The organism is Paraburkholderia sp. (assembly GCF_035501035.1).
In the GTDB taxonomy this organism is placed as follows: domain Bacteria; phylum Pseudomonadota; class Gammaproteobacteria; order Burkholderiales; family Burkholderiaceae; genus Paraburkholderia.
Window position 1 is genome coordinate 1 of the sequence record NZ_DATJWR010000147.1, and the last position, 9,092, is coordinate 9,092.

Below are 9,092 nucleotides of genomic sequence, written 5' to 3' on the forward strand. Positions count from 1 at the left end.
GCTCTCGAGCTGCGCGGCTTCCTTCGTCGGGCCGAACACCTTCAGGCCGCGCTGGCGGAACACGTTGACGATGCCGGCCGCGAGCGGCGCTTCCGGGCCGACCACGGTGAGGGCGACCTGTTCGCGCTCGGCGAAATCGGCAAGCTCGTTGATGTCCGTGATGTCGACGTTGGCGAGCCGCTCGTCCTGCGCGGTGCCGCCGTTACCGGGTGCGACGTAGACGAGCTGCACGCGCGGCGCCTGCGCGAGCTTCCACGCCAGCGCATGTTCGCGGCCGCCTGAACCGACGACGAGTAACTTCATGTGAATCCCCGAAAGACCAGAACCAGAAACAGTTGCGGCCGGCGCACAATGCGCCGGCCGTGAGAATCGCGTGCGGGCCGATGTTTGCGAATCGTCGCGCGATCGGGCCCGCGATTTGTCCGACGTTCTCCGACGGACTCGCGCCGATGCCTTATTCGTCGGCGATCGACGCGTTGGTGTACACCTCCTGGACGTCGTCCAGGTTCTCGAGCGCGTCGAGCAGCTTTTGCATCTTCACGGCGTCCTCGCCCGTGAATTCGACTTCCGTTTGCGGTTTCATGGTGACTTCGGCCATTTCCGCCTTGAAGCCCGCGGCTTCGAGCGCGGCCTTCACCTTCGGGAACTCGAACGGCGGGCAGACCACTTCGATGCTGCCGTCGTCGTTCGTCACGACGTCGTCGGCGCCCGCTTCGAGCGCGGCTTCCATCAGCTTGTCTTCCGCCGTGCCCGGCGCGAATACGAACTGGCCGACGTGATCGAACATGAACGCCACCGACCCGTCCGTGCCCATGTTGCCGCCGAACTTCGAGAACGCGTGGCGCACTTCCGCGACGGTGCGGGTGCGGTTGTCGGTCATCGTGTCGACGATGATGGCCGCGCCGCCGATGCCGTAGCCTTCGTAGCGGATTTCCTCGTAGTTCGCGCCATCGACGCCGCCCACGCCGCGCTGGATCGCGCGGTTGATGTTGTCCTTGGGCATGTTGGCGTCATAGGCCTTGTCGACCGCCAGACGCAGACGCGGATTCGAGTCGATGTCGCCTCCGCCCATGCGCGCCGCGACCTGGATTTCCTTGATGAGCCGCGTCCAGACCTTGCCGCGCTTCGCATCAGCTGCGGCTTTCTTGTGCTTGATGTTGGCCCATTTCGAATGACCCGCCATACCTTTCTCCGTCGCACGCGCGTGGCGCGTGCAGTGTGCAATGTGCTGTTGTCGTTGCGTTTCCCGGGGGCGGCCTGGTGCGCCCGCCTCTCTCACGTCATGCAACGTGCGGCGCGTGCCCGTGCGTGCGTCGTTCGCGCGGCCTGTGCAGCCTCTCGCGCAACGCCTGCGCCTCGTGGCTTGCCTGTGCCCGCCCGGATTGATTCGCGGGCTTGATTCGAGGCCGCGCCCGTTCAGGTGGATCTGAATTTTATCACGGCGGGACCGTCCGGCTTCGCCTGCCTGTGAGATGGGACGGCTGATGATTGCGGGGCGAGGGTGGGCCGGCTGGGGAGCGTTGGTCGGGGAGGGTCCGCCGGGGACGCGCACTCGTCTTGGCCGGGCAGCAGGGGGCAACCGGCGAAAGGCGAAGGGCGAAGGGCGAAGGGCGAAGGGCGAAGGGCAACCAGCGAGCGCCCGCCAGGGACGCGCGCCCGTCGAGCGGCAACCGGCGGGCAGCCGGCAGCAGCGGCTGCCCGCGCGTGCACGTCCTAGTTCTTCGTGCCGAACAGCCGGTCGCCGGCGTCGCCGAGGCCCGGAATGATGTAGGCGTGCTCGTTGAGGTGCGAGTCGAGCGAGGCGACGTAAAGTTTCACGTCGGGATGCGCCTTCTGGAACACCTCCACGCCCTCGGGCGCGGCCACGAGCGCGAGGAACAGGATGCGCTCGCCGGGCACGCCGCGGCGCTTGAGCACGTCGATGGCGTGCGCCGCCGAGTAGCCCGTCGCGACCATCGGATCGCAGAGGATGAAGGTGCGGTCCTCGAGATCGGGCAGCCGGACGAGATACTCGACCGGGCGATGATCCTCGGCGCGGTACACGCCAATATGGCCCACGCGCGCCGACGGAATCAGTTCGAGCAGGCCGTCGGACATGCCCACGCCCGCGCGCAGCACGGGCACGATGGCGAGCTTCTTGCCTGCGATCACGGGCGCGTCGATCTCGACGAGCGGCGTTTGCACGCGGCGCGTCGTGACCGGGAGCGCGCGCGTGATTTCATAGCCCATCAGCAGCGTGATCTCGCGCAGCAGCTCGCGGAACGTGCGCGTGGACGTGTCCTTGTCGCGCATGTGGGTGAGCTTGTGCTGGATCAGCGGGTGATCGAGGATGAAAAGATTCGGGAAACGGCTGTCCTGTTTCATGGCGGGGCGCACGAGGCTGCAAGGGAATCGGGGAATCGGTCGTGCCGCTGCCGCGCGAGCCTCGGGCGGGACGCCGGGAAACGCGCTTTGGCGGCGAACGCGGGCCGCCGCGCGCGGCAAGCGGGCGTGGCTTGCGAGGGCGCCGGGCCGCGCTACAGGCGCAAGTATACGGGAACTGAGCGGGAACAGAGCACGCGCCGCTGCGCATCCCTCGCGCCTTTCGTGCCTCGCGCGCCGCGGCGTCGCTTCCCGCGGCGCGTGGGCAACCCGAAATCCGCAGAGCTTCCACGCGGCGCGCGCGATTCTTCTAGAATCGCACAAGGTCGGCGGGGCGGCAGGTGTGAAGTCTTGCCGCGGCCGTCGTGTCACATGACATTCACGCAGGCAAAGAGGATCGGAAGACGATGGACATGGGCATAGCAGGACGCACCGCACTGGTGTGCGCGGCCAGCAAGGGGCTCGGGCGCGGGTGCGCCGAGGCGCTCGCCGCCGAAGGCGTCAACCTGACGATCGTCGCGCGCACCGCGCAGACGCTCGAAGAAACCGCCGCGCGCATTCGCGCGAGCACGGGCGTGGAAGTGAAGACGGTGGCCTGCGACATCACCACCGAAGCGGGCCGCGCAGCGGCGCTCGCGGCCTGCCCGTCGCCCGACATCCTCGTGAACAACGCGGGCGGCCCGCCCCCGGGCGACTTTCGCCAGTTCACGCACGAAGCGTGGATTGCCGCGCTCGAAGCGAACATGCTCACACCGATCGCGCTGATCCAGGCCACCATCGACGGCATGATCGCGCGCGGCTTCGGGCGCATCGTCAACATCACGAGTTCCTCGGTGAAAGCGCCGATCGACGTGCTCGGCCTCTCGAACGGCGCGCGCTCGGGCCTGACCGGCTTCGTCGCGGGCGTGGCGCGCCAGGTCGCGGCCACGGGCGTCACGATCAATAGCCTGCTGCCGGGCGCGTTCGACACTGACCGCATCCAGGCCACCATCGTCGCGCAAGCCAAGGCGGGCAATCTTCCGGAAGAGGAAGTGCGCGCGCGCCGCGTCAAGTCGATTCCGGCGGGGCGCTTTGGCACGCCAGAGGAATTCGGCCGCGCCTGCGCGTTTCTGTGCAGCGTCCATGCGGGCTACATTACCGGGCAGAACTGGCTGATCGACGGCGGAGCCTACCCCGGAACATACTGAACGGCAACGTTCATGGCCGGCACTTTGCCGGCCGCCGTCGAGCGGTGCGCGGCCGGCCCCGCCAAGGTCCGGCTGCGATGAAACGGGCGCCCCCCGGCCTAACGGGCGCGGCGCCCTTTGCCTTTTAGCTTTTGCCCTTTGTGACGCACCACGACATCCCGGCACGCATTCAACCCTCACCTCAAGGAACCCTACGCCATGCCAACCCGCGTCGCACTGATCGCGCATGATCACAAAAAGGACGACATCGTCAAGCTGGCCGGCGAATACGTCGATACGCTGCGCCATTGCGAGCTCATCGCCACCGGCACGACCGGCTCGCGCATCGAGGCCGAACACGGCCTGAGCGTCGAGCGCATGCTCTCGGGCCCGCACGGCGGCGACCTGCAGATCGGCGCGCGTCTTGCCGAAGGCAACGTCGACGTGGTGATCTTCCTGCGCGACCCGATGACCCCGCAGCCGCACGAACCCGACATCAACGCGCTCGTGCGCGCCTGCGACGTGCACGACGTGCCGTGCGCGACGAACATCTCGACGGCGCGCATGCTGCTCGACGTGCTGACGCAGCGCCAGAAAAAAGCGATCTGATGCGCGCGCGGGCGGTGCGCGCCGTGTAGCCAACAGCAAGGAGACGTCATGAGCAAGGCAATCCGTTACGACAAGGCCGGCGGCCCGGAAGTGATGAAGTGGGTGGACGTCGAGGTGGGCGAGCCGGGCGAGGGCGAAGTGCGCCTGCGCCAGAGCGCGTGCGGCCTCAATTACATCGACGTGTATTTCCGCACCGGGCTTTATCCGCAGCCGCTGCCCGCCGGGCTCGGCATGGAGGCGGCGGGCGAGGTGACGGCCGTGGGCCGTGGCGTGAGCGGACTGAAGGCCGGCGATCGCGTGGCCTATGTGGCGAGGCCGCCCGGCGCCTACGCGCAGGAGCGCGTGCTGCGCGCCGAGCAGGTGATCAAGCTGCCCGATGCGATCAGCGACGAGGCGGCTGCCTCGGTCATGCTGCAGGGCCTCACCGCCCAATATCTGCTGCGCCGTACCTATTGCGTGAAGGCTGGCGACACGATCCTGATCCAGGCGGCCGCGGGCGGCGTGGGCCTCCTCGTGTGCCAGTGGGCGAAGGCGCTGGGCGCGACCGTGATCGGCACCGTGGGCTCGGACGAGAAGGCCGAGATCGCGAAAGCGCACGGCTGCGATCATCCGATCGTCTATACGCGCGAGGACTTCACGGCGCGCGTGCGCGAGATCACGAACGGCGCGGGCGTGCCCGTGGTGTACGACTCGATCGGCAAGGACACGTATACGAAATCGCTCGACTGCCTCGCGCCGCTCGGCATGTTCGTGAGCTTCGGCAACGCATCGGGCCCGCTGCCGCCGATCGATTCGTCGGAGTTCGCGGGGCGCGGCTCGCTCTTCTTCACGCGCCCGACGCTCTTCACGTATATCGCGAAGCGTGCCGACTACGAGGCGATGGCCGCCGAGCTGTTCGAGGTGGTGTCCTCGGGCAAGGTGAAAACGTCGATCAACCAGCGCTATGCGCTCAAGGACGTGGGCCAGGCCCACGCCGATCTCGAAGGTCGCCGCACCACGGGGTCGACTGTGCTCGTGCCCTGAGGGGTGCGCTGAGCGGAATTGAAGCATAGTCGCGCCGCATGCACCGTGGCACCGGTGCCGGCGCATTGACTCGACCCGCATTGACTGGATCTTTACGCCGCGATCGCGGCTCCCAAGGCGCGCAACGCCACCGGTGCGCGCCTTTTTCTTTTCCTGGGCCGCCCGCGTCCGCTCGCGGCGCGCAGGTGCGTTTACGCGTTTTTTATACGGGCACCGGAACCTTTGATCCGGATTTAACGCGATAGCAGGTAACTTGCAGCCATCCGTCATCCGTGAATGGAGAACATGAAAATGGATGTGCTGTACATCGGGGGGCTGGCGGCTTTCGCCGCGCTCACATACGCGTTGATCGCCGGCTGCGAGAAGCTCATGCAGTATCGCCGCGCCGATCAAGGTGCCAAGGGAGCGCGCTCATGACCTGGATTTTCTGGCTATCGGGCGCGGCGACGGCGTTGCTGTTCGTCTATCTGGTCCATGCGCTGCTGCGCGCGGAGGATATCGAATGAACGCCAACAATCTGCTCCAGTCGGGGCTTTTCATCGTCGTTCTGCTCGCGCTCGCGGTGCCTGTCGCGGGCTACATGACGCGCGTGCTCGACGGGCGTTCGCGCGTCGTGCGCCTTTTCGCACCGCTCGAAAACCTGCTCTATCGCGTTGCCGGCGTCGATCCGCAGTCCGAAATGAACTGGAAGCGCTACGCGCTCGCCACCATCTCGTTCAACGTGATCGGCGTGATTTTCCTGTACGTGCTGCTGCGCGTGCAGGGCTGGGTACCAGGCAACTTCGGCAATCCGCAACAGTTCGGCGCGATGACCGTGGACGGCGCGTTCAACACGGCCGTGAGCTTCGTCACCAACACCAACTGGCAGGACTACACGCCCGAGCAGACCGTGAGCTATCTCACGCAGATGCTCGGCTTCACCGTGCAGAACTTCCTTTCGGCGGCGACGGGCATCGTGGTCGTGATCGCGTTGATTCGCGGCTTCGCGCGCCACTCCGCGCAGACCATCGGCAACTTCTGGGTCGATCTCACGCGCACGACGCTCTACATCCTCGTGCCGATGGCCGCGATCATTGCCGGGCTGCTGATGAGCCAGGGCATGATCCAGAACCTGAAGACGTATCAGGACGTGCCGGTGCTGCAGACCACGACCTACGCCGCGCCCAAGCTCGACGCGCAGGGCAACCCGGTCAAGGACGCGCAGGGCAACGCCGTGACGGTCGACACCAAGGTCACCTCGCAGACGCTCGCCATGGGGCCGGTCGCTTCGCAGGTCGCGATCAAGATGCTCGGCACGAACGGCGGCGGCTTCTTCAACGCCAATTCCGCGCATCCGTACGAGAACCCCACGCCGTTCTCGAACTTCGTCGAAATGTTGGCGATCCTCATCATTCCCGCGGCACTATGCCTCGTGTTCGGCAATGTCGTGGCCGATCGCAAACAGGGCATCGCCGTGCTCGCGGTCATGACGATCGCCTTCGCGGTGGCGGTGGGCGTCGAGCTTTCGGCGGAACAGGCGGGCAATCCGCTCGTCGCGTCGCTGAACGTCGACCAGCATGCGAGTGCGCTGCAGGCGGGCGGCAACATGGAAGGCAAGGAAACGCGCTTCGGCATGGCGCAAACGAGCATCTTCGTCGTGGCGACCACGGCGGCCTCGTGCGGCGCCGTGAACGCGATGCACGACTCGCTCACGCCGATAGGCGGCCTCGTGCCGATGCTCTTCATCCAGCTCGGCGAGGTGATCTTCGGCGGTGTCGGCTCGGGGCTCTACGGCATGCTCGTGTTCGCGCTGCTCGCGGTGTTCGTGGCAGGGCTCATGATCGGCCGCACGCCCGAATACGTCGGCAAGAAGATCGAGTCGTTCGAGATGAAGATGGTCTCGATCGTCGTGCTGCTTACGCCGTTGCTCGTGCTCGTGGGCACCTCGATCGCGGTGCTCGCCGACGCGGGCAAGGCCGGTATCGCCAATCCGGGCGCGCACGGCTTCTCCGAGATCCTGTATGCGTTCAGCTCGGCCGCCAACAACAACGGCAGCGCGTTCGCGGGCCTCTCCGTGAACACGCCGTTCTATAACTCGCTGCTCGCCATCGCCATGTGGTTCGGCCGCTTCGGCACGATCGTGCCGGTGCTCGCCATCGCCGGCTCGCTCGCGCAGAAAAAGCGCATTGCGGTGACAGGCGGCACGCTGCCCACGCACGGCCCGCTCTTCGTCGTGCTGCTGCTCGGCACGGTGCTGCTGGTCGGCGCGCTGACCTATGTGCCCGCGCTCGCGCTTGGCCCCGGCGTCGAGCATCTGATCATGATGGGCGTGCATTGAACGGGGACCTTCGCAACATGAGCGAAACGAAAATGAATCAGCATAGTGCAACACGGTCCATGTTCGATCCGGCGCTCCTGCGTCCGGCCATCGTGGATTCGTTCAGAAAACTCGCGCCGCGCACGCAGTTGCGCAATCCTGTGATGTTCTGCGTGTACGTGGGCAGCGTGCTCACGACGATCCTCTGGATCGCAGCGCTCATGGGCCAGGCCGAAGCGCCCGCGGGCTTCATCCTCGCGGTCACGCTGTGGCTGTGGTTCACGGTGCTGTTCGCGAACTTCGCGGAAGCGCTCGCCGAAGGCCGCTCGAAAGCGCAGGCCGCGTCGCTTCGCCAGGCCAAGAAGGATGTGATGGCCAAGAAGCTCAACGAGCCGCATCCCAAGGCGCCGATCCGCGTCATGACGGCTTCCGACCTGCGCCGCGGCGACGTGGTGCTCGTGGAAACCGGCGACACCATTCCCGCGGACGGCGAAGTGATCGACGGTGTGGCCTCGGTGGACGAATCGGCCATCACGGGCGAATCGGCGCCGGTGATCCGCGAATCGGGCGGCGACTTTTCTTCGGTGACAGGCGGCACGCGCGTGCTCTCCGACTGGATCGTCGTGCGCGTCACGGCGAACCCAGGCGAAGCCTTCCTCGACCGCATGATCGCCATGGTCGAAGGCGCGAAGCGCCAGAAGACGCCCAACGAAATCGCGCTCACGATCCTGCTCGTCGCGCTGACCATCGTGCTGCTGCTCGCCACGGCCACGCTGCTGCCGTTCTCGATGTTCTCGGTCGAGGCCGCGAAGATGGGCCACGTGGTGACGATCACCGCGCTCGTGGCGCTGCTCGTCTGCCTGATCCCCACGACGATCGGCGGCCTGCTTTCGGCCATCGGCGTGGCGGGCATGAGCCGCATGATGCAGGCCAACGTGATCGCAACCTCGGGCCGCGCCGTGGAAGCCGCCGGCGACGTGGACGTGCTGCTGCTCGACAAGACCGGCACGATCACGCTCGGCAACCGCCAGGCGTCGGCGTTCGTGCCCGCACCGGGCGTGAGTGAGGAAGCGCTCGCCGACGCGGCGCAGCTCGCCTCGCTCGCCGACGAAACGCCCGAAGGCCGCAGCATCGTCGTGCTCGCGAAGCAGCGGTTCAATATTCGCCAGCGCGACATGGCCTCGCTGCATGCGGTGTTCATCGCCTTCAGCGCGCAAACGCGCATGAGCGGCGTGGACCTCTCGCCCGAGGGGACGTCCTCCGGCGCGCCGGCTCGCGAGATCCGCAAGGGCGCCGCGGACGCCGTGAAGCAGTACGTGCAGACGCACGGCGGCCGTTTCCCCGGCGAAGTCGACGTTGCCGTGGACGACGTGGCGCGGCGCGGCAGCACGCCGCTCGTGGTCGCGCAGATACAAGACGGCGTGGCGCGCGTGCTCGGCGTGATCGAGCTGAAGGACGTGGTGAAGGGCGGCATCAAGGAACGCTTCGCCGAGCTTCGCAAGATGGGCATCAAGACCGTGATGGTGACGGGCGACAACCGCCTGACCGCCGCCGCGATCGCCGCCGAAGCGGGCGTGGACGACTTCCTCGCGCAAGCGACGCCGGAAACGAAGCTCGCGACGATCCGCGAACACCAG

General features: G+C 66.8%; 9 protein-coding genes and 1 pseudogene. 7 read left to right on the forward strand and 3 right to left on the reverse strand.

Annotation, left to right across the window (positions count from 1 at the left end; genetic code table 11):
• The 3 genes and pseudogenes from VMJ11_RS10190 to upp form a co-directional block, all read right to left on the reverse strand.
• Positions 1-303: pseudogene (locus VMJ11_RS10190) on the reverse strand (phosphoribosylamine--glycine ligase N-terminal domain-containing protein); the annotation flags it as partial.
• A gap of 151 nt (positions 304-454) precedes the next feature.
• Entirely contained in the window at positions 455-1,183 is a 729-nt protein-coding gene (locus VMJ11_RS10195) for a YebC/PmpR family DNA-binding transcriptional regulator (RefSeq protein ID WP_325619293.1), read from the reverse strand.
• 530 nt (positions 1,184-1,713) lie between these two features.
• Complete coding sequence (gene upp / locus VMJ11_RS10200; protein WP_325619294.1) at positions 1,714-2,364, reverse strand: uracil phosphoribosyltransferase; 651 nt, start codon at positions 2,362-2,364, stop codon at positions 1,714-1,716.
• Between the two features lie 404 nt (positions 2,365-2,768).
• Here upp and VMJ11_RS10205 point away from each other — a divergent pair, with 404 nt between their 5' ends.
• The 7 genes from VMJ11_RS10205 to kdpB all read left to right on the forward strand — a co-directional run.
• The gene (locus VMJ11_RS10205) at positions 2,769-3,548 is read left to right on the forward strand and encodes an SDR family oxidoreductase (protein ID WP_325619295.1); all 780 of its coding nucleotides are present in this window, start codon (positions 2,769-2,771) and stop codon (positions 3,546-3,548) included.
• A 198-nt stretch (positions 3,549-3,746) separates the two neighbouring features.
• Positions 3,747-4,136 (forward strand): methylglyoxal synthase, encoded by a 390-nt coding sequence (locus VMJ11_RS10210; protein ID WP_325619296.1) that lies wholly within the window; start codon positions 3,747-3,749, stop codon positions 4,134-4,136.
• Positions 4,137-4,184: 48 nt separating this feature from the next.
• A complete protein-coding gene (locus VMJ11_RS10215) occupies positions 4,185-5,159 on the forward strand; it encodes a quinone oxidoreductase (protein WP_325619297.1) in 975 nt (324 codons plus the stop codon).
• A gap of 291 nt (positions 5,160-5,450) precedes the next feature.
• A complete protein-coding gene (locus VMJ11_RS10220) occupies positions 5,451-5,576 on the forward strand; it encodes a potassium ABC transporter ATPase (protein WP_325619300.1) in 126 nt (41 codons plus the stop codon).
• Positions 5,573-5,665 carry a K(+)-transporting ATPase subunit F gene (gene kdpF, locus VMJ11_RS10225; RefSeq protein ID WP_325619298.1) on the forward strand — a complete coding sequence of 31 codons (93 nt, stop codon included), beginning with the start codon at positions 5,573-5,575 and terminating at the stop codon, positions 5,663-5,665. Before VMJ11_RS10220 ends, kdpF begins: the two co-directional genes overlap by 4 nt.
• A complete protein-coding gene (gene kdpA / locus VMJ11_RS10230; RefSeq protein WP_325619299.1) occupies positions 5,662-7,476 on the forward strand; it encodes a potassium-transporting ATPase subunit KdpA in 1,815 nt (604 codons plus the stop codon). Before kdpF ends, kdpA begins: the two co-directional genes overlap by 4 nt.
• Before the next feature lie 32 nt (positions 7,477-7,508).
• On the forward strand, positions 7,509-9,092 hold a 1,584-nt coding region (gene kdpB, locus VMJ11_RS10235), incomplete at its 3' end, for a potassium-transporting ATPase subunit KdpB (RefSeq protein WP_325619301.1).